Source organism: Sphingomonas sp. SUN039, assembly GCF_024758725.1.
GTDB lineage: Bacteria > Pseudomonadota > Alphaproteobacteria > Sphingomonadales > Sphingomonadaceae > Sphingomonas_O.
Window position 1 is genome coordinate 63,666 of record NZ_CP096972.1, and the last position, 23,338, is coordinate 87,003.

General features: G+C 64.5%; 24 protein-coding genes. 13 read left to right on the top strand and 11 right to left on the bottom strand.

The window, feature by feature from the left end; genetic code table 11:
- Positions 1-62: 62 nt before the first annotated feature.
- The 8 genes from M0209_RS00355 to M0209_RS00390 all read right to left on the bottom strand — a co-directional run bounded on the left by M0209_RS00355 (position 63) and on the right by M0209_RS00390 (position 6,391).
- A complete protein-coding gene (locus M0209_RS00355) occupies positions 63-368 on the bottom strand; it encodes a high-potential iron-sulfur protein (RefSeq protein WP_258886190.1) in 306 nt (101 codons plus the stop codon).
- On the bottom strand, positions 352-822 hold the full coding sequence (locus M0209_RS00360; protein ID WP_258886191.1) for a VOC family protein: 471 nt from the start codon (positions 820-822) through the stop codon (positions 352-354). The genes M0209_RS00355 and M0209_RS00360 overlap by 17 nt, the downstream gene beginning before the upstream one ends.
- Positions 819-2,159, bottom strand: coding sequence for a DUF1552 domain-containing protein (locus tag M0209_RS00365; RefSeq protein ID WP_258886192.1), 1,341 nt, complete (start codon positions 2,157-2,159; stop codon positions 819-821). Before M0209_RS00365 ends, M0209_RS00360 begins: the two co-directional genes overlap by 4 nt.
- Positions 2,156-3,835 carry a DUF1592 domain-containing protein gene (locus M0209_RS00370; protein WP_258886193.1) on the bottom strand — a complete coding sequence of 560 codons (1,680 nt, stop codon included), beginning with the start codon at positions 3,833-3,835 and terminating at the stop codon, positions 2,156-2,158. The genes M0209_RS00365 and M0209_RS00370 overlap by 4 nt, the downstream gene beginning before the upstream one ends.
- A complete protein-coding gene (locus tag M0209_RS00375; RefSeq protein WP_258886194.1) occupies positions 3,832-4,971 on the bottom strand; it encodes a hypothetical protein in 1,140 nt (379 codons plus the stop codon). Before M0209_RS00375 ends, M0209_RS00370 begins: the two co-directional genes overlap by 4 nt.
- Positions 4,968-5,693 carry a hypothetical protein gene (locus tag M0209_RS00380; RefSeq protein WP_258886195.1) on the bottom strand — a complete coding sequence of 242 codons (726 nt, stop codon included), beginning with the start codon at positions 5,691-5,693 and terminating at the stop codon, positions 4,968-4,970. Before M0209_RS00380 ends, M0209_RS00375 begins: the two co-directional genes overlap by 4 nt.
- Entirely contained in the window at positions 5,690-6,163 is a 474-nt protein-coding gene (locus M0209_RS00385) for a cytochrome c (RefSeq protein ID WP_258886196.1), read from the bottom strand. The genes M0209_RS00380 and M0209_RS00385 overlap by 4 nt, the downstream gene beginning before the upstream one ends.
- Positions 6,164-6,232: 69 nt before the next feature.
- Positions 6,233-6,391, bottom strand: a complete 159-nt coding sequence (locus tag M0209_RS00390; protein ID WP_258886197.1) for a hypothetical protein — start codon at positions 6,389-6,391, stop codon at positions 6,233-6,235.
- Positions 6,392-6,457: 66 nt separating this feature from the next.
- On the opposite strand from M0209_RS00390, the gene M0209_RS00395 reads away from it, so the two are divergent.
- The 6 genes from M0209_RS00395 to M0209_RS00420 all read left to right on the top strand — a co-directional run bounded on the left by M0209_RS00395 (position 6,458) and on the right by M0209_RS00420 (position 13,897).
- Positions 6,458-9,211: a TonB-dependent receptor domain-containing protein gene (locus M0209_RS00395; RefSeq protein ID WP_258886198.1), complete on the top strand. Its 2,754-nt coding sequence runs from the start codon at positions 6,458-6,460 to the stop codon at positions 9,209-9,211.
- 168 nt (positions 9,212-9,379) lie between these two features.
- Positions 9,380-10,066 (top strand): TetR/AcrR family transcriptional regulator, encoded by a 687-nt coding sequence (locus M0209_RS00400; protein WP_258886199.1) that lies wholly within the window; start codon positions 9,380-9,382, stop codon positions 10,064-10,066.
- A gap of 32 nt (positions 10,067-10,098) precedes the next feature.
- Entirely contained in the window at positions 10,099-11,082 is a 984-nt protein-coding gene (locus M0209_RS00405; RefSeq protein ID WP_258886200.1) for an MDR family oxidoreductase, read from the top strand.
- Complete coding sequence (locus tag M0209_RS00410) at positions 11,069-12,712, top strand: class I adenylate-forming enzyme family protein (RefSeq protein WP_258886201.1); 1,644 nt, start codon at positions 11,069-11,071, stop codon at positions 12,710-12,712. Before M0209_RS00405 ends, M0209_RS00410 begins: the two co-directional genes overlap by 14 nt.
- Positions 12,702-13,475, top strand: coding sequence for an SDR family NAD(P)-dependent oxidoreductase (locus M0209_RS00415; protein ID WP_258886202.1), 774 nt, complete (start codon positions 12,702-12,704; stop codon positions 13,473-13,475). The genes M0209_RS00410 and M0209_RS00415 overlap by 11 nt, the downstream gene beginning before the upstream one ends.
- A complete protein-coding gene (locus tag M0209_RS00420; RefSeq protein ID WP_258886203.1) occupies positions 13,472-13,897 on the top strand; it encodes a nuclear transport factor 2 family protein in 426 nt (141 codons plus the stop codon). Before M0209_RS00415 ends, M0209_RS00420 begins: the two co-directional genes overlap by 4 nt.
- Before the next feature lie 14 nt (positions 13,898-13,911).
- Here the strand turns inward: M0209_RS00420 and M0209_RS00425 are convergent, their stop codons facing one another.
- On the bottom strand, positions 13,912-14,118 hold the full coding sequence (locus M0209_RS00425; protein ID WP_258886204.1) for a ferredoxin: 207 nt from the start codon (positions 14,116-14,118) through the stop codon (positions 13,912-13,914).
- Complete coding sequence (locus M0209_RS00430) at positions 14,115-15,431, bottom strand: cytochrome P450 (RefSeq protein WP_258886205.1); 1,317 nt, start codon at positions 15,429-15,431, stop codon at positions 14,115-14,117. Before M0209_RS00430 ends, M0209_RS00425 begins: the two co-directional genes overlap by 4 nt.
- 168 nt (positions 15,432-15,599) lie before the next feature.
- On the opposite strand from M0209_RS00430, the gene M0209_RS00435 reads away from it, so the two are divergent.
- From M0209_RS00435 to M0209_RS00465, 7 genes are all read left to right on the top strand, one after another.
- Positions 15,600-16,046 (top strand): MarR family winged helix-turn-helix transcriptional regulator, encoded by a 447-nt coding sequence (locus M0209_RS00435; protein ID WP_258886206.1) that lies wholly within the window; start codon positions 15,600-15,602, stop codon positions 16,044-16,046.
- Entirely contained in the window at positions 16,039-17,103 is a 1,065-nt protein-coding gene (locus tag M0209_RS00440; RefSeq protein WP_258886207.1) for an HlyD family secretion protein, read from the top strand. Before M0209_RS00435 ends, M0209_RS00440 begins: the two co-directional genes overlap by 8 nt.
- Positions 17,078-18,667, top strand: coding sequence for an MDR family MFS transporter (locus M0209_RS00445; RefSeq protein WP_258886208.1), 1,590 nt, complete (start codon positions 17,078-17,080; stop codon positions 18,665-18,667). The genes M0209_RS00440 and M0209_RS00445 overlap by 26 nt, the downstream gene beginning before the upstream one ends.
- A gap of 18 nt (positions 18,668-18,685) precedes the next feature.
- A complete protein-coding gene (locus M0209_RS00450; RefSeq protein WP_258886209.1) occupies positions 18,686-19,468 on the top strand; it encodes a hypothetical protein in 783 nt (260 codons plus the stop codon).
- A gap of 95 nt (positions 19,469-19,563) precedes the next feature.
- Positions 19,564-20,304 carry an SDR family oxidoreductase gene (locus M0209_RS00455; protein WP_258886210.1) on the top strand — a complete coding sequence of 247 codons (741 nt, stop codon included), beginning with the start codon at positions 19,564-19,566 and terminating at the stop codon, positions 20,302-20,304.
- Positions 20,305-20,313: 9 nt separating this feature from the next.
- Positions 20,314-21,780: an aldehyde dehydrogenase family protein gene (locus M0209_RS00460; protein ID WP_258886211.1), complete on the top strand. Its 1,467-nt coding sequence runs from the start codon at positions 20,314-20,316 to the stop codon at positions 21,778-21,780.
- Between the two features lie 30 nt (positions 21,781-21,810).
- Positions 21,811-22,524, top strand: coding sequence for a TetR/AcrR family transcriptional regulator (locus M0209_RS00465; RefSeq protein ID WP_258886212.1), 714 nt, complete (start codon positions 21,811-21,813; stop codon positions 22,522-22,524).
- A gap of 5 nt (positions 22,525-22,529) precedes the next feature.
- Here the strand turns inward: M0209_RS00465 and M0209_RS00470 are convergent, their stop codons facing one another.
- Positions 22,530-23,330, bottom strand: a complete 801-nt coding sequence (locus M0209_RS00470; RefSeq protein ID WP_258886213.1) for an enoyl-CoA hydratase/isomerase family protein — start codon at positions 23,328-23,330, stop codon at positions 22,530-22,532.
- Between the last annotated feature and the right edge of the window lie 8 nt (positions 23,331-23,338).

A 23,338-nucleotide genomic window follows, 5' to 3' on the forward strand; every position in this document is an offset into this window, starting at 1 on the left:
GCGGGCCTGCCCTAATCGCCTGCGCGCCTTCGGCGCAAGGCTAACTGCGCTGTCCACGGATTTCAGCCCTTCTTAGCCCAGGACCGGCAGACGCCGGTCGCGCCGACCGGTCCGCCCGTCAGCAGTTGGCATTTGCCGCAGCCTGCCGCCGTCGCTGTGAAGAAGGCGCATTGGCCGCAGGCCTTGGCGGGGTCTGTCGATACCGGCACGAACCCCAATGCCTTACGCATGCTTTTTTGGCTGGCGGGTAGCGTGTCGGGGTTGAAGCATACCGCATCGGCGGCGCGCGCTGCGGTTGCGAACCCGAAAGCGACGAGCGGTGCGACGCCCGCAAGGCCGAGGAAAGTACGTCTAGTGCTGGGGGGCATGGCTCGGCTCCGGGCTGATGCGGCGTTCGACCAGTTCGAACAAATAGCCGTCAGGGTCGGCAATTGTCATGATGCGATACCCCTTCATCACGTCGCGGATGGGGGAGGGCGCATAGCCCGCCGCCTTGAGCCGCGCAGCTATCGCGTCGAGGTCGGGCACGCGCAGCGCGATGCGGCTGAGGCCGTTGCCCTGGACGATCTTCGCGCCGCTCTTGCCTTCGTTGAGCAGGATGATGCCCGGTTGCGGGTGCTCCTTGCTGAAACCCAGGATGATCTCGCGCGCTGTGCCGCGCGGAATTTCCGCCACAACGACCATACCGAGTCCGGCCGTGTAGAAACGCAGCGACGTGTCGATTGTGCTGGTCCGCAGACTCGGTCCTATCAGGGTCGGAAGTTCCTGCGCCGTCGCGGGGATCGCCGCAACGGCCAGCAACAGCGCGGCAATCCGCCTCATGCGACCAACTCGCCGATGCTCTTGTTGGTTTCCAGACTCGCCGCGCCCCATTTGTCGACCGACACGCCCATCAACTGCTGGAGCGTCAGCCCGACGCGCGCGACCGAGGTGCCTTCGCCCTTGATATGCTGGCCGGTCTTCACGCGACCGCCGCCGCTGCCGGCAGTCATCATCGGGATATTGTCGATGGTGTGGAATTTGGCGAATTCGGTCTCGCTGTGCGCGAAGACGAGCGTGTTATCGAGCAATGTGCGGTCGCCCTCCTTCACCCCGTCGAGCGCCGAAACGAACGTCGTCCATCCTTCCATGCACTTGTTGACGAACCAGGTCGCGTCGGGCTGATAGCCCAAACGACTATCGAGCGGTTCCTCGTGCGTCAGCTGGTGGTGGGTGATCGTGCTGCCGATGCGGGTCAGCGACGACGCGCCGTTGTTGAAATTCATGTTGAACACCCGCGTGTTGTCGCACGCCAGCGCCATCACCAGCAGGTCGGTCATGAGCTTGTGGTTGACCATGACGTTTTCGATGTCGGCGGTCACCGGGCGCTCATTGGGCGCGGCGGGGACGACACAGGCCTGCTTCGGCTCGGGCTTGGTGAGTTCCACGTCGAGCTGCTTTTCGATCTGGCGCAGCGAAGTGAAATACTGGTCGAGCTTGGCCTTGTCGGCGGCCCCGAGCCGCGCGTCGAGCGCCTGGCGCTGGTCGCCGATGGCCGACAGCACGCTGCGCCGTGCCATCGTGGCGGGATCGGGCGTGAAGTCGGCCTTGTTCGGATCGCGGAAGCCGGTGCCGAACAGCCGCGCGTAGAGCGCAGCGGGCGACCCTTCCGCCGGGTTGAGATTGCCGTTGCCGCGTCCGCTGAGCGAGTTGCGCGGGTCGCCGGTCGAGGAGAGTTCGAGCGAGCGAAAGCGGGTGCGCGTGCCGATGACGTCGCCGATCAGCACGTCGAAAGAGGCGGCGGGAAGGTTGCCCTCCGCCGTCGCCGCCATACCGGTGCGGATGCCGATGCCGCCGCTGGTGTGCGGCAGGTTGGCCTTGCCATCGAGCGGAATGTTGAAGTCCGACAGGATGTTGATCTTGTGCTGCAGCGCGCGGATCGGTTCGAGTTCGGGTTTGAGGTCGTAATCCTTGCCGACCTTGTCGGGGTACCAGCGGTTCGGGTTGACGCCGAGACCCCAGAACCACGCGCCGAAGCGGACCGGCATCGGCGCACCGGTCGCGGCCATCGCCGTGCCGTTCCCATCGAGGAAAATGTCGAGCAGCGGCAGGCCGACCGCGACGGCCGCCCCTTGCAACGAGCCGCGCAGCAGGCTGCGACGGTTGAAATCGAAGGTCATCGGCGTGTTCCCATGTTCGAGAAGGCAACGGTGGTGGGGGCGCCCAATGGCTTGACGGCGACCCGCCAGGCATCGGGCATGGTCGCGACCTGCTGGAACAGGTCGGCGATCCGGTAGCCCTTGGCAGCGAAGGTCTTTTGCAGGACGGCAGAGGCCTCCAGCGCGTCCTCGGTCGAGCGGCCCGTCGCATATTCGAGCGCGCGGTTGGCGACGCACTCGGTGGTGGCGGGATTGGCGGCGAGCGCCCGACCCAGTCCCGCAGCACCCGTAACCGCGACATCCTCGACCTTCGACGACACGTCGATGGGCGCGCCATTCTCGGTCTTGCGCCCCGACCCAATCCCGTCGAATCGTTCGAGCGGCAGGCCGATGGGATCGGTCAGGGTATGGCACCCCGCACAGACCGGATCGCTGTTGTGCACGCTCAGCCGGATGCGCGCGGTCGGCATCGTCTTGTTGTTGATGTCCTGCACGGCGGTGAAATTCACATTGCCCGGCGGGTTCGGGACCGGCTGGCAGAGCAGCAGTTCCCGCACAGCGCGCCCCCGGATCGTCGGCGAGCTGCGCCCCGAATGCGAATAGAGCGCGAGGAATCCGGCCTGCGCCAACAGCCCGGCCCGGTCTCCGTCGGCGGGAAATTCCTGGGCTTCCCACCCGACGGCTGCGCGCACCGGCACCTGATAGACCGTGCCCAGCGCACGCGTCATGAAAGTGCGGCGCGTCGTGAACAGGTCACGATAATCGCCGCCGCGGGTCACGAGCTGGTCGACGATGGTGCGCAGCATCTGTTCGGGCAGCGCCATCGCCACATCGCGGTTGAAACGCGGATAGACGAGCGGATCCTTGGCGATCTCGTCGAACTTTTCGAACAGCAGCATGTCGGCGAAAAAGGCGCGCACGCCCGCCTCGAAGCGCGGCGAGGCGACCATGTGCCGGGCGATGGCATCGAGCTTGGCGGGGTCGTTCAGGTCGCCGTTAGCGGCTGCCGTCAGCAGGACATCGTTCGGCGCCGAATTCCACAGGAGAAAGCTGAGCCGTGCTGCGCGGGCATAATCGTCGATCCGAAGCTCGCCCGCATGCATTGGGTCCGGCTCGGCGGTTTCGATGACATAGAGGAAGTCGGGCGCGACAAGCATTGCGGCAAGAGCAAGTTCGAGTCCCTTGTGAAACGATCCGGTCTTGAGCGTGCCCGCGTCGGCCATTGCGGCATAGGCAGCAAGCTCGCCCTGGGTCATCGGGCGACGGAACAGGTAGCGGCCGATGTGGGCGAGGACTGCACGCGTACAGCCATTGTCGGGCATGGTCGCGTTCCTGGGCGTGCAGCGCAGGAACGAGGCGCGATGCGCGTCATCGAACACTTGCCCGGCGATGCTGCGCGCCATCGCGTCGAATTGCTCGAGGCCGGTCGGCGAGATCGTGGCGCTGGTCGCGCCGGTCGCGATCAGCTGGTGCTGTGGACGCACGATCGGCTCGAAACGACCCGCGACCCGGATGTCGGTACCGAAGATGTCGGCGATGGTGTTGCGATATTGCGCTTCGGTCAGCCGCCGCATCGCCACGACCTGCCCGAGTGGGCGGGAGGCGGCCGCCGGCGCGGCGGCGCTAACCTTCACCTCCTCCTTCGGCGCGCAGGACGGGAGTGCGAGCGCGGCAAGGATGAGGGCGAGCCGTTTCACTTCGTTGCTCCCGCGATCTGCGCCGCCGGGACGCGGTCGAACACGAACGCAGGTACGGCAGCGACGTCGAACGCGGCGGACACCGTCGTGCACTGCCCGGTCGTGGGATCGCGGCCGCCATCAGCGAGTTTCTTGAGCGTGTTGTATTGCGCGGCGCAGTCCATCCCCGCGCCGACCGCCGCGCCGAAGCCGCCGGTGACCGTCGACAGGATCACGTTGAGCGGCGTCTGATAGGCACCCATCAATCCCGAGATCGATCCGTCTGGCGCGAAGTTCAGGCGCAGGCGCGCGTCGCGCAGATCGTATTCGCCGCGCTGGCCGCGCAAACCCCCGTGGCCGAAAATGCGCCGCAGCCGCATGTCGACCGGTGCGCTGGTCAGAACGCCCTTGTCGATCCGCCCGTGCAGGACATTGCGCCATTTGGCGGTGTGGCCGACGGTGAAACTCGCGCCGGGCAGGATGTTCTGGCGGCTGTCGGAAATCGGCAGGTCGTCGGTCGAGGCGAAGACGATTTCGACGTTTTCGTCGCGGTCGAAACTGTCGATGCCGCGCACGATCATGACCATCGCATGTTCGCCGGTGACGAGGTTGATCTTGGCACCGCGCACGATATCGCCCGCCTTGCCGTCGACGCCGCGATAATTTCTCGTGCAGCCCATCGCGCGATAGGCCTGGTTGTCGATGCCGCGCTCGCCCCTGGGTCCGACGAACTCGGTATGGCCGCAGCCGCCTTTTTCCTGGTCCATGTCGAGGCCGATCGCGGTCTTGCCCTTATATTCGGCTTGCGTCGCACGTTCGGGGAAGAGTTCGGGATCGGCGCAGATATTGGTGTTGTTCGGGCCGAACGCCCAGGCTGCGGAGGCTTTGACGAGTTCGGCCTCACCCGCAGGTGCCGACATGCGCGTACGATCGGGCGGGGCGAGCGTCTTGAGGAAATTCTCGCGCAGCGACCCGGCGAGCCCTTCCGGGCAATCGTCCTTGCCCTGATAAATCGAGGGCGCGAACTCGGTGATGACGAAACCCAGCTCGCCGTCGGTGGGCAGCGGGGGGCCGACCGGAGCTTTGTCCGCCGCGCCGAGTGTGAAGAGCGCAGCGACGGCAAGCGCCGGTCGGGCAAGGCTGGAAAAGCGCATCACTGTCGCTCCGTCGAGAGGGTGAGCAGGACATCGCCGGCAGCCACGTCGGTCGATGACGCGTCGGCGGCAACGAACACCGCCGATCCGCGCCACGCCCATTGCGGGCGGTCGCGGTCGCGCAGGATGGTCCAGTCGCCGACGGGAAGGCTTGCGGCTGCGGCAGCGAAAGGCGTGCGCGCCCCGCACGCGCTGGCACACGCCGACGCAAACAAGGCACGCCCGCCGGAATCTGCCAGGACATAGCCGACGTCGGTCAGACGGGCATCGACCGACGGCGGTGCGACGATCTCGGGTTTGGGAGGGATATAGCCGAGCGCCAGGAACAGATCCTTCCAGTGGTCGCCGCCGATGTCTCCCGGCTTTGCGTCGGCGTTAAAGGCGAAGACCGGACTCCCGTCGAATGCCCATTGCGGACCTTGCGCTCCCTGAACGACCGTCCAGCTGCCGACCGGTTTGGCGTCGCCCGGTGCCTTCAGCGGCGTCCAAGCCGCCGCGCACGGCCCGGTGCAATAAGTCAGCGTCAAGCTGGTTCGCGCGCGCACGCTGCGCAGGCTCAGGCCGTAAAGCGTGCGCCCGTCCTTGCCGACATAGACACGTCCCAGCGGGCTGGAACCGGTCGACACGCCCGACGGAAATGCTGCAGCGTCCGGGGTTGCCGCAACAGCCCCCGATGTTATGGCAAGCGCCAGCCCCAGCGCGAGCAATCGGCGTACGCGCATCATGTCTTTTCGACCCGGAACGCCTTGTGGCAAGCGGCACAGGTCTGGCCGAGCGCCTTGGCCTGAACCCGTATCGCCGCCGCATCGCCCGATTGCGCGGCGGCGGCAAAGACCTGTGCCTGTCTGGCGAAATTATCCTGGGCGGCTTTGAACTGTGCGGGTTGCGTCCAGATTTCGGGCCTGGCAGCCGTCTTCACGCCGGGACGCGGGCCGCTCCCGGCGGGGAAAAACCCGTATTGCGCCTGCGCCGTGCTGCGGATCTGGCGGGCCGAGAGCTGCACGATAAAGACTTGCGGCGCGGGCTTGCGGAGCTCGTCGTTAACATTCTTGAACGCCGCGCCGAGTTCGCGATAGCTGTCGATGCGCGCTTTGTACGGGTCCGCACCGGCCGCAACGATGGGCGCGGCCGTCAGGGCCAGCGTCGCAACTGCGGCAGCGCCGACATTGCGGTATATTCCCCTCGTCCACTGCATCCTGCCGATCCTCAATCTATTTTCTCATACTCGTGATAGTTCAACAATTGAACCTGTAAAGCCACGCCGTCACGTTGCGATGCCGTTGCGTTTCAGGCGAAATTTTTCGGAAACGACAGAAAATGCCGCAAAAGCGCCATCGGCGATGCCGGATGTTCTCACAATCGCGGCGGCGATATATGGGAAATGACGGTGCGTCGGTTCTTCACCTTTGCCCGTTTCGCGCATACCCGCTGTCAGGAATGACGGGATCGACAACCGACCCGCAAAGACCTCGGAGGGGAGGATCGTCTCGTGAAATCCATTCAGAAACTTGCTTTGGTCGGCGTCAGCCTTGGCGCGCTCATGGTGCCGGTTCAGGTCGCAGCGCAGGCGCCAAAGCCCGCAGAGGCCGATGCCAAGGACGCCGATATCGTCGTTACCGGCACGCTGATTCGCAACACACAGGTCGTCGGATCGCAAACCCTAACGGTCGATGCCGCCAAGATCACCGAGCGGGCCGCGACCTCGACCAACGAATTGCTGCGGGCCATCCCGCAAATTGCAAATACGTTCAACGGCCGGATCGAGGGTGACCCGCGTGGCGTCTCCGGAAATGGCACGTCGATCACGCGTCCCAATCTCCGTAACATTCCGTCGACCGGCGCGTCGTCGGGTGCGCTTACCCTGTTGATGGTCGATGGCATGCGCCTCACCCCGGTCGGTGTGAATCAGGCCTCGGTCGATCCCGACGTTATTCCCGTTGCTGTGCTCGAAGGCATCGATATCGTGACCGATGGCGGCTCTTCGCTTTATGGCGCAGACGCGGTTGCGGGCGTCATGAACTTCCGTTCGATGCGGAAGTTCGACGGTATCAAGATCGACGGCAATTCCGCCCATGGGACGACGATCAGGGGGTATAAGGCCTGGGATGCTGCGCTGACGGTCGGCACGAGCTGGGCAACCGGCAATGCCTATATTTCGGGCGGTTACTCGCACCGCAACCTCATCCAGAATTTTCAGGCCCCCTGGACGTCGGGCCTGTCGTACACCGCCGCAGGCATAGGCAGTTTTTCTGGCACCCAGTGCAACAGCCCCGTTGGTACGCAGATCACCTACCGCTATCTTGCGATTCCCGGCGTGTTCACCGGCTGGACCAACAATCCAGCAGCGGGCGGTGCCACGACGCCTATCGGTACGCCTTGTGACGATGTCGCCACCGGCACCTATCTGCCCGAACAAAAGCGTATGAACGTCTTTGCCGCCGTTTCGCAGCAGTTCGGTGACAATGTCGACCTGCGCGTCACGGCTTATTGGGTGAAGCGCGATACCTACATCAATTCCTTTGCACGCGGTTACACGACTCCGGCACAGGCCGCCCCGTCGGGCGCGCCGGGGACGCTAGGCGCGCCGGCAACCTCGCCAACAACGATTCTGGGCGGCACAGGTTTCTCTTTTCTGCCCAATGCGGCCTATCGCAACGCGTTTCAGACCGTCGGGTTCGAGACTTGGGGCATCTCGCCCGAACTGAAGGTCAAGCTGGGTGGAGATTGGCAGTTGCGGGTCAGCACCCATTACGGTCGCTCGACCAACTCGCAGAGCTTCCCTGGCACCGATGCCGTCAAGGCGCAGTGCTATATCAGCGGAACGAGCGGCGGCAGTACCGCTGCATGCAACGGGATCGCCGGCGGCCAGCTCAATCCGCTGAACGCCGCAGCCGCGAGCGCCGCCGTCATCAACGACATCCTCAACTATACGAGCGCACAGGACACGAAGCACGAATTGTTCTATGCTCGGGCGGTTATCGACGGCTCGCTCTTCACTTTGCCCGGTGGCGAAGCGAAGATTGCTGGCGGCATCGAATTTCAGAACAACAAGGCGCAGAGCCGGATCAATGCAGGCACGTTCGGCTCGATCAGCGCCGTTCCGTTCAGCAGCTACAGCCGCAACGCAAAGTCGGCTTTCGCAGAAGTCTCGCTGCCGATCACGACCTTTGCTACGGTAAACGGGTCGGTTCGCTACGACGACTATAGTGACTTCGGCACCACGACGAATCCGAGCATCGGTTTCAAGCTGACACCCGCACCTTGGCTCAAGCTGTTCGGACACTGGAACACGTCGTTCAACGCGCCGACTGCCATTGACGGGTTTGCGTTCGGTACCGGCCGTTTTGTCTGCGGGATTTATGTGGCGGGGAGTACTGTCGCCTCGCAACGTCCCAATGATCCGCTGGGGCGCGACACGAGCAGGCAGGGGACCTGCGCCATGGTCTTGCAAGGGTCGCGACCGGGCCTGAAGCCGCAAACTGCCACAAGCTGGGCTGTAGGCTTTGAAGTGACACCGACACGCAACATCAAATTCGGCGGTCAGTTCTACTCCATTGCGCTGAAGAATACGCTGGGCAGTGTGAACCCGGCCGACAGCACGACCTACACGACGAACCCGACGTTCTACACCTACAACGTCACATCGACCCAATATGCTGCCATTTTGGGGACGCTTGTGAACGGTGCTCAACTCGGCGCGCAGCAGCCGTCCGGTAACATCGCTTTGATCGTGGATACCCGTACCACCAACCTGAATGCAGCGAGGCTGGAAGGTGTGGATTTCAACGCGGCGATCACATGGGATCTGGATGATGTGAACAAGCTGACACTCGGCCTGGATGGGACACGCCAGACCCGTGCGCAGCTTTCTACCAACGGCTTGCTCACGAATGAGCTGTCGCGTGGTAGTCCGGCGCTGACCGCGATAACCTATCTCGCGCTCAGCGGGGGGCCGTTTACCGCCCGGATTGCGTTCAACCATTCTGGCCGCTTCACCGACAATTCCCTGAATAATCTCGGCGTTGCCGAAGAAGTGAATCCTTTCACGACGACCGATGTAAGCGTTGGGTACAGCTTCAGGAATGTCGATGGCCCCCTCAGCGGTCTGTCGGTGCGGCTGAACATCGACAATGCGTTTGAAACGACGCCGCAGACGATCAGGCGCGCAAACACGAACAACGTAAGCTACAACAACTGGACATTGGGTCGCGTGGTCAAGCTGGGCGCGAGCTTCAAGTTCTGATCCGGCGTTAACCCGCTTTCCCGGTTCAGGGGCATCGGCCGGGCAGTTCGCTGTCCGGCCGATTTGCTTTGCGAAACAGGGTTTTCGCCACGGCGATAGACGGCGGCTTGCCTTGACTCTCGACGCCGGCCGATCAGGAGTGGCGCATAGGTGACGAAGGATGCGACAATGACCGAGCCCCGCAAACGCCGGTCGCGCGATCCGGTGGCAACGCGTGCGGACATATTGGAAGCAGCGTGCACGCTGCTCGCCAAGGACGGGCCCGAGGGGATCAGCCTGTCCGAAGTCGCCAAGCTTGCAGGTATCAACCGCGGCACCGCCTACCAGCATTTCGAAACGCGTGAAAAGCTGATCGAGGCGACCACCGAATGGGTGTCGGACAAGATGTTCCGCGCGGTGTTCGGCGATCCGGAGACGCTGGGCGAACGCAATGTCGGCGAAGTCGATATCGCGAGCCTGACCGACCGGTTGCACATGTTCGCGATGGACAATCCCGAACTGTGCCGGATCTGGTTGTTGCAATTGCTGTCCTCGCCAGAACCGTCGCGCGATCCGTTCTGGCGCGAATATGAAGGGTCGCTCGCCCGCTTCGCGGCGACCGAATTCGCCCAGCCGGGGATCGATACGGAGGCGCTGTCGGTGCTCAACCTGGCGGGGGCCTTCCTGTGGCCGGTGTGGGCGCGGTCGCATGCGCATGGCGACGACGACCGGCGCAGCCTTGCGGTGCGCTTTTCGCAAGAGGCGCTCCGCCTCAGCATGTACGGATCGCTGCAAAGCGAGAACTATCCGCTGATCGCCGAACGGCTGGGCCGCGCGCCCAAGGTGCCGGTCAAGCTCCGCGCCGTCGGCGGCTGAGCTATTTTCCCATCGCATTCGAAGGACAAGCCATGTTTTCAGCCATTGTGATCGACAAGACCGACGACCAGCAGAGCGTTTCGCTCCAGCAGGTCGATGAGGCGCAACTTCCCGAAGGCGATGTGACGATCGACGTCGACTATTCGACGCTGAACTACAAGGACGGGCTGGCGATCACGGGCAAGTCGCCGATTGCCCGCAAGTTTCCGATGGTACCGGGCATCGATCTGGTCGGAACGGTGCGCGACAGCAGCCATGCCGACTGGAAGGCAGGCGACCGGGTCGTGCTCAACGGCTGGGGCGTCGGCGAGGGGCATTGGGGCGGCCTGTCGCAGGTCGCACGGTTGAAGGGCGAGTGGCTGGTGCCGCTGCCCGCTGCGTTCAGCGGCAAGCAGGCGATGGCGATCGGCACGGCGGGCTACACCGCAGCTCTGTGCGTCGATGCGCTGGTTGCTGCAGGCGTGACGCCCGATCAGGGCGAAGTGCTGGTGACAGGCGCAACCGGCGGGGTCGGCAGTGTCGCGGTGGCGTTGCTCAAAAAGGCCGGGTTTACAGTGGTCGGCTCAACCGGAAAAGCATCCGAACACGCGTATCTGACGCAGCTCGGCGCCGACGAGATCATCGACCGTGCGACCCTGTCCGAGCGTGGCAAGCCATTGCAGCGCGAACGCTGGGCGGGTGTCGTCGATTCGGTCGGCAGCACGACGCTCGCCAATGCCTGTGCGGCGACCAAATACGGCGGCGCGGTCGCGGCCTGCGGCCTCGCGGGCGGCGCGGATTTCCCCGCCACGGTCATGCCGTTCATTCTGCGCGGTGTGCGCCTGCTCGGCGTGGACAGCGTGATGGCGCCCAAGGGGCCGCGCATGGCGGCATGGGCCCGGCTGGCACGCGACCTCGACCCCGCGTTGCTCGACGTGATCGCGCACGAGATCGGGCTGGGCGAGGCGATTGCCGCCGCGGCCGACCTGATCGACGGCAAGGTGCGCGGGCGCGTGCTCGTCGATGTCAACCGCTAGCACGCCTTCGATCATTTACGGCCCGCCGCTCGACGAGGAGCAGGGCATCGGCGATCTCACGCTCGGTGGATGGCTGCGCGCGGCGACGGCACAGGGCGGCAAGCGCGAAGCGCTGGTCCTGCACGAGGACGGGCAGGCGATCCGCTGGAGCCATGCCGAACTTTGGGACCAGGCGAATGCGGTCGCGCGCGCGCTGATCGCGTGCGGCGTCGGCAAGGGCACGCGGGTCGGCGTGCTGATGACCAACCGGCCCGAATTTCTGGCGGCGGCGTTCGGGACGGCGCTTGCGGGCGGGGTCGCGACGACCTTCAGCACGTTTTCGACGCAAGCCGAGCTCGATTACCTGCTTCAGGCGTCGTGCGTGTCGGTGCTGCTCGTCGAGCGCAAAGTTCTCAAGAAGGACTTTGTCGAAATGCTCGCCGGGCTCGGGCAGGAAGACTATCCCTACCTCACTTACGTCGCCACCGTCGGCACGCCGACCGACGACGTCGAGGGCTGGGACTCTTTCGTTGCGCGCGGCAACGCTGTCCCACAGGCACAGGTCGATGCACGCGCAGCCGGCGTTTCGCCTGCCGATACCGGCGTGCTGTTCTTCTCCTCGGGATCGACCGCCAAGCCGAAAGGCGTGCTGAGTTCGCATCGCGGGGTCACGCTGCAACTGTGGCGCTGGCGGCGGTTCAATAAGGCGGAATCCGACGCGCGGGCGTGGTCGGCGAACGGGTTTTTCTGGTCGGGCAATTTCTGCATGGCATTGGGCGGCGCGCTGACGGCGGGAGGCAGCCTCGTCCTGCAAAAGACCTTCGATCCCGCAGAAGCGCTTACGCTGATGGAGGCGGAGCGCGTGACCATGGCCTATGCCTGGCCGCATCAATATGCCCAGCTCGAGGCCGCACCGAACTGGCTCTCAGTCGATCTATCGGCGCTGCATTACGTCAACACCACCTATGCGTTCGGCAAGCACCCGACCGTCAAGACCGACTGGCAGGAGCCGTGGCACGCGTACGGCAATACCGAGACCTTCACGATCAATTCGATCTTCGATTCGGGGACGCCGGTGGAGCGGATCAACAACAGCCATGGCGAGCCGCTGGCGGGCAATGTCTTCAAGATCGTCGATCCGCTGACCGGTGCGGTCGTGCCGATGGGCGAACGCGGCGAGATCGCGGTCAAGGGGCCGACGCTGATGATGGGCTATCTCGGAATCCCGCTCGCCGACTCGCTCGACAGCGAGGGATTCTTCCGCACCGGCGACGGCGGCTATGTCGATGCAGAGAACCGGCTCTATTGGGAGGGGCGGCTCAACGACATAATCAAGACCGGCGGCGCGAATGTGTCGCCGATCGAGGTCGACGAGCTGATCAAGACCTGCCCGGGCGTGAAGGTGTGCCAGACCGTCGGCGTGCCGCATGATACGCTCGGCGAACTGGTGGTCAGCTGCATCGTCCCGCACGCGGATGCGACGCTCGATGAAGCGGCGGTGCAGGCCTTCGCCAAGGCGCAGCTCGCCAGTTTCAAAGTGCCGCGCCGCGTCCTGTTCTTCGCCGAGGACGAGATCGCGCTGACGGGGACATCGAAGATCAAGACCGCCGATCTGCGCGCGCTCGCCGCGAAGCGGCTGGATGGAGAATAACGACATGGGCAAGTTCACCGGCAAGATAGTGCTCGTGACTGGCGGGGCCGCAGGTTTGGGCCGCGCTTACGCCGAGACCTTCGCCACCGAGGGCGCGCATCTGATCCTCGCCGACATCGATGAAGCCGGAATGGCGGAAACGCAGCGGCTGGTGGAAGCGCTTGGTGCGACGGCGGAATGGCATCGCTGCGACATGTCCGACGAGGCGCAGATCAACGCGCTGGGGGCTGCCGTGCTGGGCAAGCACGACCGGCTAGATGTGCTCATCAACAATGCCGGACTGCATCTGGGCGAAATCGCGCGCGGCTTCTTCGGGCTCGGTCAGGCGAAGTGGCAGTATTTCTACGCGGTCAACGTCATCGGCCCGCTGCTGCTCGCCGAGGCCCTGCGCCCCGCGCTCGCCAAGGCAGAGGGCCTCATCATCAACAAATCGTCGATGGCGAGCTACCAGCCGCAGACCGCCTACGGCATCACCAAGGCGTCGCTCAACATCTTCACCCATGCCATGGCCGCCCAGTTCGGCGTCGACGGCATCCGCTGCGTCGCGATCGCGCCCGGCCTGATGGAAACGCCCGCGTCGAAGGGCGGCGTTGCCGACGACAATTGGGAACGGATCAAGGGGATGCAGTCGGTCAAGCGCCAGGGGACGGCACAGGATATCGCCAACCTCGGGCTGTTTCTCGCCTCCGACGAGGGCAGCTTCGTCAACAACCAGGTCATCCTGTGCGATGGCGGCAACGCGATGCGCGGTTTCCGGATGTGACCGAATTCGATGACTGGCGAGCGATCTGTGAACTGAAGGCGCGTTATTGCCGATGCCTCGATACCAAGGACTGGGCGGGCTACGCGGCGGTCTTTACCGATGACGTCGTCATCGACACCACGGCGGCAGGCGGACCGCGATTCGAGGGGCGCGACATCGCCGTTGCGGGTGTCCGCGCTGCTGTAGAACGCGCGATCACGACGCATCACGTCCACAACCCCGAGATCCTCGTCGACGGCGACACGGCAACCGCCATCTGGGCGATGCAGGACCGCAACATCTGGCCCGAGGGCCGCGCGCTACTCGGCTTCGGGCATTATCACGAGCGCTATGTCCGGACGGACGGCAAATGGCGGATCGCGGAATCGCGGCTCACGCGGTTGCATATAGACTATGTCGGGGACGGCTCCACCCCGACGTGACGTAAAGAACGGTTTCAGCCGTTGGATGCTTCGTCGCTCAGCGAGATCGCCCGCGACGGGCATTGGTCGACAGCGCGACGGACCAAATCCTCGAGCTCCGCTGGCACCTCGCCGACGAGTATGGTGGCATAGCCGTCGTCGTGGAGTTCGAACACTTCGGGGCTGATCCCCACGCAGATGCCGAACCCCGCGCAGACCTCCGGATCGATGCGGACTTTCATCGCGGCGCTGCTTCCACCGCGTCGAACTCGATTGCGATATGCGTCAGGCCACGCAGGATGAAGGTCGGCAGGTAGCTGTAGCGGCGCGCGTCCGCCGGGCCGTGGACGCTCTCGTCGATGCGGATGTCGCTGGTCCGGTCGAACATGCGGTTGAGCGCGACGACTGTTTCCGCTCGCGCGAGCGGGGCACCGGGGCAGGCGTGGCGACCGGCGCCGAAGGCGATGTGCAGCCGCGCGTTCTTGCGGTCGAGCTGGAACTCGCCCGGGTTCTCGAACTTGCGGGCGTCGCGGTTGGCGGCAGCGTTGGCGACGTAGAGAAAAGTGCCTGCGGGCACATCGACGCCGCCCAGCGTCGTCGGCTTCTTCACCAAGCGGAAATCGCCCTTCACCGGCCCTTCGATCCGCAGGCATTCCTCGACGAAATTGGGGATCAGGCTGCGGTCCTCGCGCAGGGTTTTCTGGATATCGGGGCGTTCGGCGATCGTCTTGAAGGCATAGCTGAGCAGGCGGACTGTGGTTTCCTGTCCGGCGGCAAACACATTGGCGGCAATGCGCGCGACCTCGATCGGTTCGGGCACATCGCCGCCGGGGAAAGTGGCAGCGGCGAGCTCGGTCAGGATGCCGTCCTTCGGGTTGACCCTGCGATCCGCGATATACCAGGAGAATTTGTCGTAGAGCCATTCGAGCGGCCCGTGGTTGACCTCGCCATCGGTGCCGCCGACAACTGCCCCGCCGCTGTCCTGCTCGACGCGGATCAAGTGCTTGCGGAACTCGATGCGGTCCTCTGGCGGCACGCCGAGCAGATCGGCGACGACGAGCACCGCGAATTGCTGGGCAAACTCGTTCTGGAACTCGCATTCGCCGCGCGCCAGAAACGTGTCGATCTGCTGGTCGGCCAGCTTCCACATGAAGTCCTCATTCTCCTTGAGGCGCTTCGGCGTGATCAGCGACATGAGCAGGGCACGGTGCTTGGTGTGCTCGGGCGGGTCCATCGTCGGCAACTGATCGTGGAAGGCGGTCTGGTCGCGATATTCCTCGATCAGTTCCGAAATGTCGTCGTTCCCGCGACCCTCCAGCGGGATCGGGCAACCCGCGAACGGGCCGCTGGTCGACATGACATTGGAGAAGCGGGCGGGGTCGTTATAGACCTCCAGCGCCTCGTTATAGCCGGTGACCATGACTATGCCCTGGTGCGGCTCGCGCATGACCGGGCACTGGTCGCGCAGATGGTCGAAATAGGTGTAGGGATCGGTGACGAACCGGTCGCTCAGAAAGAAATTATGCGCGTCGAAGTCGTTGAGCGTCTCGGTCATGATCTCTCCCTCGCGCGTCCCGCCGCAGAATGTCGGGTCGCGAATGTCTGAAAACCTGTGCCGGAGACTAACCGGCTTGCCGCGCATCGGCTACCGGAGCGGCCGTCGGCCCCACGCTTATCGCCCGAACGATTGACAATAGTAAGCATCGTTATTAATTCCACGCTTATGGACGAGAATCCCGGATCACGGCTGGCCGATGTCGCGCGGCTGATGCGCCGTTCTTTCGACGCGCGCGCACGCGGCATCGGCGTGACGCGGCCGCAATGGCAGGTCTTGTCGGCGCTGCGCCGTCACGAGGGTGTCAATCAGGGCAAGCTCGCCGACCTGCTCGACGTCGAACCGATCACCGTGTGCCGCATGGTCGACCGGTTGCAGGAGGCCGATCTGGTCGAGCGCCGCACCGATCCCGCCGACCGGCGGTCGTGGCGGCTTTATCTTACGGCCAAGGCGCATGACCTGTTGGGCCACCTGCGCCCGCTTGCCGAGGAGATGATCGAGGAGGCGTTCGATGGCGTGGATCAGAACGACCGGGTCCGCCTGATGGCAACGCTCGATCGCATCCACCAGAATCTGTCACGCCGCCCCCCTGAGCCAATGGTGTCGCATGGCTGACAGCGATCCCCGCATCGACGTCGGGACGGCGCCTGTGCTGAACCCGCCGAAGCGTACCCTGCGGCAGCGGTTCGGCAAGGTTGCGCTGATGGCGTTTGTGCCGCTGCTGCTCGTTGCGGGCGCGGTCTGGTATTACACCGCCAACGACCATTATGTGTCGACCGACAATGCCTATGTGCGTCAGGACAAGGTGTCGGTCAGCGCGGAGGTCGGCGGGCGGATCGTCGAGGTCGGCGTCAAGGAAAACCAGCCGGTCAGGGCAGGGCAGTTGCTGTTCCGCATCGACCCCGAGCCGTTCCGTATCGCCATGGCGCAGGCCGATGCGACGATCGCGGCCGCGCAGGTCAAGGTGATCGGCGCGGAAACCGCCTATCAGACGACTGGGGTCGATATCGCCAGCGCGCGCGAGGGCGTGACCTTTTACACGGCGGAATATCGCCGTCAGGCCGAGCTGATGCAGAGCGGCTTTACGACGCGAGCGCGGCTCGAGGCGGCGGAACATGCGCTGTCCGACGCACGTGCCAAGCTCGCCAATGCCGAAGGGGACGCGATCAAGGCGCGCGCGGCGCTGGCAACCGGATCGGCGGCGCCCGGAGTCAATCCGGCGGTACTGGCCGGGCAGGTGCAAAAACGGCAGGCGGCGTATAATCTGACCAAGACCGAGGCGCGTGCACCTGTGGCCGGTGTCGTCAGCCAGGCGGACCGGCTGCAGGTCGGCCAGATGATGACGCAGGGGCTGCCGGCCGTCAGCATCGTCGTCAGCGACCGCAGCTGGGTCGAGGCGAATTTCAAGGAAACCGACCTCAGGAACATGCGCGTCGGACAACCCGCCGAGCTCACCCTCGACGCCTATCCCGATCTGAAGCTGACAGGGCATATCGCCAGCATCGGCGCGGGGACCGGCGCGGAATTTTCGGTGCTGCCCGCGCAGAACGCCAACGGCAACTGGGTCAAGGTGACGCAGCGTATTCCGGTACGCATCGCCATCGACGGCAAGCCGTCACGCGCGTTGATCGCAGGGCTATCGACGCATGTCCGTATCGACACTGCCAAGTAGCGCCGCCGCGAGGCCCGCGCCGATTACAGCGTCGGTCGCCGATGTCGCGACCCTGCCGAGCAAGCATACGGGGCTACTCATGGCTGCGGTCATGGGCATTTCGATATGCCAGTTCCTCGACCTGACCATTGCCAATGTCGCCCTGCCGCACATGCGAACCAGCCTGGGTGCATCGATGGAGTCGATCAGCTGGGTGCTGACCAGCTTCATCATCGCGGGTGTGCTCGTGCTGCCGCTGACCGGCTGGCTGTCCGACCGGCTGGGGTCGCGTAACCTGTTTCTCGGCGCGTCGGTCGTGTTCGTGATCGCCTCGATGCTGTGCGGCGCGGCGACCTCGCTCGAGGAAATGGTGGTCTTCCGGGCAATCCAGGGGATGGCCTCGGCATTTATCGGGCCGCTGTCGCAGACGATCATGTTCGACATCAACCGGCCGAGCAAACAGGCGAATGCCATGTCGATCTGGGGGATGGTGGTGATGATCGCGCCGATCAGCGGGCCGTTCCTTGGCGGTTATCTGACCGAAACGCTCAACTGGCGCTGGGTGTTTTACGTCAACCTGCCGGTCGGCATCCCCGCGTTGGCATTGCTGTGGTGGCTGTTGCCGTCGCGTCCGGTCGTGCGGCGGCGGCTGGACGTCTTCGGAGCCGTAATGTTGGGACTCGGGCTGTGCGGCCTACAACTGATGCTCGACCGGGGGCAGAACAACGACTGGTTCGAATCGCGCGAAACTGTGGTCGAATTGCTGTTCGCGCTCAGCTGTTTCTGGGTCTTCATCGTCCATACGCGCTCGGTGGATCATCCGCTGTTCGAAGGAGCGATGGTCCGCGATCCGAATTTCCTCGCGGCCTTGGGGTTCATGGCCGTGCTCGGCGTCACCAATGTCGCGCTCTCCTCGGTACTGCCGACGATGTACCAGAATGTGTACGGCTACGACGTGATCGATACGGGCATGCTGATGGCCCCGCGCGGCTGTGGGGTTTTGCTGACGATGCTCATCACCAACCGGCTCATGGGAAAGGTCGACACGCGCATATTGATCAGCGCAGGTTATCTGGTTGCCGCCGCCTCGATGTGGACGATGACCCGCTGGTCGCTCGATATGGGCGCGCAACAGATCGTCGTGTCGGCGTTTATCCAGGGGTTGGGACTGGGCTTTGTGTTCGTGCCGATCAACCTGATCGCGTTTTCGACGCTGTTGCCGCGCCACCGCACCGACGGCACGACGTTGATGACCCTGTTCCGCAACCTGGGGTCCAGCTTCGGCATTTCGGTGATCGTTACCACGCTGGCGCGCAATATGCAGACCAGCCATGCCGATATCGCGGGCGCCGTCACCTCGTACAATCTGCCGGTCGATCCGGCCTCGACGGCGGCGCAGCTGGGCAGCATCGGCGAGGCGGCGATGGCTATGCTCAACGGCGAAGTGACGCGGCAGGCGGCGATGATCGCCTATCTCGACAATTTCTACATGTTGTTCTGGCTGCTGCTCGCCATCGTGCCGCTGCCCTGGCTGCTCAAGCGGCCTGGCGGTGCCATCCGGCAGGAGGCGGTCCATGTCGATTGATCCTGGGGGACCGATGCAATGAGCCTGTACACGACGATCCAACTCCACAATGTGCCCGCCGGGCGCGAAGCCGATTATGCGGCGTGGTTCGACGGCAAGCACGCGGCGGATGTCGGTGCCTTGCGCGGATTCCGCAGCGCCGACCGGTTCGAGGTCACGCCCGAACAGATCATGCCCGACATTCCGCAGCCGTGGCGGTTCATGAGCGTCTACGAGTTCGACTATCCCGCACCCGAAATTGACCTACCCGCGCTCGGGCCGCTGCTGGCGGAGGCGCGTGATGCGGGGCTGATCGAGACCGCGACCGACAGCGAGCGGATCTACAGCTATGCGATGTATTCGGATTGGGTATTCAGCGCGAACCATCATGCGGGCAAGCCGCTCTCCAGCGTGTTCATCATCCTCGCCAATTTCGTCGCGGGGCGCGAAGCCGAGTACCACACATGGTACAAGGACGTGCACATGCCCGAGGTGTCGCTGGTCCCCGGCTTCGTCGGCATGAAGCGGGGCCGCATCTCGCCGCTCCAGATCGAGCCGCGCCGCTATTGCCCCGGCAGCGACCTCGTCTTCTGCGCGCACCAGACCGACGACCTGATGTTCACCATCCGCGATTTCAGCGCGCGCGCTGGCGGACGCAGCCCCAGCGGCATCGCGATGGAGCCGCGCTCGTCGTCAGGCTCGACCGCGCGGACGGTGCATTTCTTCCGCAAGATCAGCGGGGCCGAGTTCTGGGACGGCGGGATAGCGTATGATGGCGATTTGTCGGTGTATCCGCCGGACTTTGCGCGACCGGCTGGGTAGGGCCATCGCGCGCGCGATAAGGCCCGGTGGCCCGCTGTCATGCGGAGCGGCAGCGCGATAAGGCTCGTGGCTCTAGTCGATTTACGGAGTTTGAAGTGGGCAAGACGATCGTCATTACCGGCGCGGGCGACGGCCTCGGCCGTGCGCTTGCGCGGCGGTTTGCTGCCGATGGCGAGACGGTAGTGCTGCTCGGGCGGACGTTGTCGAAAGTGCAGGCGGTTGCCGACGAGATCGGTGCGCCGCATTTCGCGATCCACTGCGATGTCGGCGATCCCGACAGCGTGCGCGCGGCCTTTGCCGAGATCGCCAAGCGACATCCGAAGATCGATGTGCTCATCAACAACGCTGCGATCTACGAACCGTTCACGCTCGCCGAAGTGCGCGACGATCAGATCACCGGACAGCTGACGACGAACGTCGCGGGACCGATTTTTTGTTCACGCGAGGCACTGCCGCTGATGGCGGGCGGCGGGCATATCCTCAACGTCAGCAGCGAATCGTCGCACATCAAGATGCCGATGCTCTGGCTCTATGCCGGGACCAAGACCGCGCTCGAATATATGTCCGATATGTGGGGTAACGAGCTGGCGGCGCAGGGCGTGCGCGTGACAGTGGTTCGCGCGGGCATGATGATGGACGAGACCAAGACCGGATCGAGCTGGCCGATGGATGTTTCGGTGCGCTTCGCCACCGAGAATGCCAAGGTCGGCTTAAACCTGCGCGAGCGGCCGATCTCGCACTATAATTCGGTCACCGACGCCTTCCGCGCGGTGCTCGATATGCCGCCCGACCTCCACATCGGCATGGTCACCCTCAGCGGCCGCAAGAAAGCCTAAGGAACAAGCATGACCGTACTCCCCGACGCGAAACTCTATATCGATGGCGTTGTGCGCGATGCCGAGGGCGGCAAGACCTTCGACATTATCGGCCCGTGGACAGGTGCCTCGGTCGGGGTGGCGGCGGATGCCTCTGCGGCGGACGTCGAGGCAGCGATCGCCGCGGCGCGGCGGGCGTTCGACCACACCGACTGGTCGACGAACACCGCGCTGCGCGTCGATCTCGTCCAGAAGCTCTACGACCTGTTTGACGCGAACCGCGACCGCTTGTCGGATCTGGCGCGGAACGAAGCGGGCGCGGCGATGGGCGCGGTAGGGCGCGCGCATGTCGATATGGCGATGGACGGATTCGCCGATTACATCCGCATCTTTCCGAAGGTCGAATGGGAGAAGGATTACGGCGTCCGCCCCGCCTTTGGCTTCGACCACGACCGCAAGGCAGTGCGCGAGGCGGTCGGCGTGGTCGCCGCGATCACGCCGTGGAACGTGCCGTTCTATGTGAATGTTGGGAAGGTCGCCGCCGCGCTGCTCGCGGGCTGCACCGTCATCCTGAAGCCTGCGCCCAATACGCCCGGCATGGGCGCGATCTTCGGTGAGTTTGCCGCGCAACTGAGTTTCCCGGCGGGCGTGCTCAACGTCATCACCTCGGAAGACCCGGCGCTGGTGGGCGAGATGCTTGTCGCCGACCCGCGCGTCGACCTGATCTCGTTCACCGGCTCGACCGGCGTCGGCAAGCGCATCATGGAAAAGGGCGCGGCGACCTTGAAGCGCGTTTTCCTCGAACTCGGCGGCAAATCGGCCAAGATCGTGCTGGAGGATGCGCCGAATTTCCAGATGGAAATCGCATCGTCGATGCTTGTCTTTCACGCGGGGCAGGGCTGCGCGGTCCAGTCGCGGCTGTTGGTGCACAAGAGCCGCTACGCCGAGGCGGTGGCTATCCTCAAAGGCGCGTACGCGGCGTTCTCCGAAAAATGGGGCGCGTTTGACGAGCCCACACACATCATGGGTCCGGTCGTGTCGCAGCGCCAGAAGGACCGCGTGATGAGCTATATCGAGCTCGGCCAGCAGGAGGGCGCGACCCTGATCGCGGGCGGCAAGGCGGCAACCGACAAGGGCGGCGGCTTCTTCATCGAGCCGACCTGTTTCGCCGATGTCACCAACGACATGCGGATCGCGCAGGAGGAAATCTTCGGCCCCGTGCTGGTCGTGATCCCGTTCGAGGACGACGAGGACGCGATCCGCATCGCCAACGACAGCGCCTATGGCCTGGGTGGCGGTGTCGCCTCGGCCGACCTCGACCGCGCGATGAAGATCGCGCGCCGCGTGCGTACCGGCACGATGAGCGTCAATGGCGGCATGAGCATCGCGGGCGACATCCCCTTCGGCGGCTACAAGGCCAGCGGCATGGGCCGCGAATGGGGGGTTGAGGGAATCGAAGAATTCCTCGAAACGAAACTGATTGCAGTTCGTTTGTGACGGTCATTCGCCGGGGGTTCGACGGGTTAAGTGGAAGCAGCGCAACGTATCGTAGCACCGGGGCCGGTTGGCGCACGGGCTAAGGCGGTCAGCCACAATCTCGCGGGCCAGCGCTTGGGCCGCAAGGGGCGCGACACGCGCGACCGGATCATTGCGGCGGCGCATGAAATCCTGTCCGAACAGCCGGGAACGGCGCTGACGCTGAGCGAGGTCGCACGACGTGCCTCGCTGCGGATGGGGTCGCTGTATCTCTATTTCGCCGACATGACCGAACTCGTGCTCGCGATGCTCGAACCGGTGATGGCGACCGCCGAGGACGCCTATGTCGGGCTGGCGCGAGACCGGTGGAGCGACAATGAGCTCGGCGCGCGGACCTATGACTTCGTCTGCGCCTATCACGGATTCTGGGTGCAGCACTCGAACCTGCTCCACCTGCGTAACTCGATGTCCGACCGCAACGACGACCGCATGATGATTCACCGCATCCGCGCCGCACAGCCGGTGATGCGGCTGATGGTCGAACAGATGGACGGCGATCTATCGAACCCCGAGGCCCCTGCGGTAAGCATGGCGACTGCGCTGATGACCGGGCTTGAACGCGTCGCGACGGTAACGACCGACGCCAACATTCCCGCCGTGGTGCGCGGCCCGGTATGGGAACGCCGCGAACCGCTGCTGCGTGCTGAGGCGCGCTTGCTCGAATTGGGAATCCGGGATTACCGGCTGCTCGCCACGAAAGGGTAGCGCCGCTACTCGTCATTGCCGCCGATGTTCTTGATGTAGCGCTCCACCCCTTCGAGATAGGCCGGGTTCAGCATCAGCGCGCTGTTGGCCATGCGCTCGACATGGCGCGCGGTGTCGCGGCCGACTTCGGCGGCCATGTCGATGGCGATCTTGGCCGCACCCATCTGCTCGGGGTTGTTCTTCCTCAGATGGCGGCAGAAATCGAGTGCTGCGGCGTCGAACCCCTCGTCGGGCAGCACGTCATGGGCGAGGCCCATCACCATCGCTTTGTCGGCATCGGCCTTTTGGTTGGCCATGATCAGCCAGCGCGCCCAGTGCGGGCCGCAGATGCGGGTCAAGCGGCTGACGCCGTTGCTCGCGGGCAGCACGCCGAACAGCCCTTCGGGAAACGAGAACGACGCCGACTTCGCCGCGAGCCGGAAGTCGCACGACAGCGCGAGTTCGAGACCGCCGCCGACGCAGGTCGCATGGATGGCCGCGACGATCGGTTTTTCGATATGCTCCATCTCGTCGTAGATGCGGTGCATACCGTGCAGGCCGCGGCGGTGGTTCTCGCGGATGCCGCTCGGCGTGCGGGGATAGCTGGCTGGTGCGCCGCTTTTCATATCGGCCCCGGCGCTGAAATAGCGGCCATTGGCGCGGACCAGCATGACTTTCAATTCGGGCGTGTCGCGGAAGCGGTGCAGCGCGACTTCGAACAGCGCCATCGTCTCTGCCGACAGCGCATTGAGCTTGTCGGGGCGGTTGAGGCTGGCGATCAGGATGCCGTCGGCTTCCTCGGTCAGCAGGTGCGGTTCTTCGGCCATGCGCCCAC

What these genes read in the sequence shown, in the direction of transcription:
- M0209_RS00445 (WP_258886208.1), top strand. Translation starts at nt 17,078, where the DNA reads ATGTCCGTATCGACACTGCCAAGTAGCGCCGCCGCGAGGCCCGCGCCG.
- M0209_RS00380 (WP_258886195.1), bottom strand. Translation starts at nt 5,693, where the DNA reads ATGATGCGCGTACGCCGATTGCTCGCGCTGGGGCTGGCGCTTGCCATA.
- M0209_RS00365 (WP_258886192.1), bottom strand. Translation starts at nt 2,159, where the DNA reads ATGACCTTCGATTTCAACCGTCGCAGCCTGCTGCGCGGCTCGTTGCAA.
- M0209_RS00405 (WP_258886200.1), top strand. Translation starts at nt 10,099, where the DNA reads ATGTTTTCAGCCATTGTGATCGACAAGACCGACGACCAGCAGAGCGTT.
- M0209_RS00410 (WP_258886201.1), top strand. Translation starts at nt 11,069, where the DNA reads ATGTCAACCGCTAGCACGCCTTCGATCATTTACGGCCCGCCGCTCGAC.
- M0209_RS00435 (WP_258886206.1), top strand. Translation starts at nt 15,600, where the DNA reads ATGGACGAGAATCCCGGATCACGGCTGGCCGATGTCGCGCGGCTGATG.
- M0209_RS00415 (WP_258886202.1), top strand. Translation starts at nt 12,702, where the DNA reads ATGGAGAATAACGACATGGGCAAGTTCACCGGCAAGATAGTGCTCGTG.
- M0209_RS00355 (WP_258886190.1), bottom strand. Translation starts at nt 368, where the DNA reads ATGCCCCCCAGCACTAGACGTACTTTCCTCGGCCTTGCGGGCGTCGCA.
- M0209_RS00425 (WP_258886204.1), bottom strand. Translation starts at nt 14,118, where the DNA reads ATGAAAGTCCGCATCGATCCGGAGGTCTGCGCGGGGTTCGGCATCTGC.
- M0209_RS00400 (WP_258886199.1), top strand. Translation starts at nt 9,380, where the DNA reads ATGACCGAGCCCCGCAAACGCCGGTCGCGCGATCCGGTGGCAACGCGT.
- M0209_RS00470 (WP_258886213.1), bottom strand. Translation starts at nt 23,330, where the DNA reads ATGGCCGAAGAACCGCACCTGCTGACCGAGGAAGCCGACGGCATCCTG.
- M0209_RS00450 (WP_258886209.1), top strand. Translation starts at nt 18,686, where the DNA reads ATGAGCCTGTACACGACGATCCAACTCCACAATGTGCCCGCCGGGCGC.
- M0209_RS00430 (WP_258886205.1), bottom strand. Translation starts at nt 15,431, where the DNA reads ATGACCGAGACGCTCAACGACTTCGACGCGCATAATTTCTTTCTGAGC.
- M0209_RS00440 (WP_258886207.1), top strand. Translation starts at nt 16,039, where the DNA reads ATGGCTGACAGCGATCCCCGCATCGACGTCGGGACGGCGCCTGTGCTG.
- M0209_RS00390 (WP_258886197.1), bottom strand. Translation starts at nt 6,391, where the DNA reads ATGCGCGAAACGGGCAAAGGTGAAGAACCGACGCACCGTCATTTCCCA.
- M0209_RS00385 (WP_258886196.1), bottom strand. Translation starts at nt 6,163, where the DNA reads ATGCAGTGGACGAGGGGAATATACCGCAATGTCGGCGCTGCCGCAGTT.
- M0209_RS00360 (WP_258886191.1), bottom strand. Translation starts at nt 822, where the DNA reads ATGAGGCGGATTGCCGCGCTGTTGCTGGCCGTTGCGGCGATCCCCGCG.
- M0209_RS00460 (WP_258886211.1), top strand. Translation starts at nt 20,314, where the DNA reads ATGACCGTACTCCCCGACGCGAAACTCTATATCGATGGCGTTGTGCGC.